At 53.2% G+C, this 278-nt stretch carries 1 protein-coding gene; it reads right to left on the bottom strand.

The window, feature by feature from the left end:
- Positions 1 to 256: hypothetical protein (locus ACZ2V4_RS11780; RefSeq protein WP_490514958.1), on the bottom strand; the 256-nt coding region annotated here is incomplete at its 3' end.
- Between the last annotated feature and the right edge of the window lie 22 nt (positions 257 to 278).

The following is a 278-nucleotide window of genomic DNA, read 5'->3' as shown; positions in this document are numbered from 1 at the left end:
AGGCGGTTGGAATCGTGAAATCCCGCATGAACGCATTCTGCTCCATCCACTGGGTCAATGTCAAGAGCGAAAGTTGCTCGTGCAGCATCGCCAGCGGATATTTGCGGTCCGAGATGTAGACATCAATCTCGAATTCTAGCGCACTCATCATGCGTGCGTCAATACGCACCAGCGTGTCATCATCCATGTGCTCCTGACACAGGGCGCGGATCGCGATTACGCAATCACCGAGTCGCCCAGAATCGCTGTAGTCCATGTAGGTCTCGAAAAGCTTATCC

The sequence above is a fragment of the Macrococcus sp. CoH-51_TC_04 genome (genome assembly GCF_058188655.1).
This window is presented reverse-complemented; position numbering and strand designations above follow the sequence as displayed.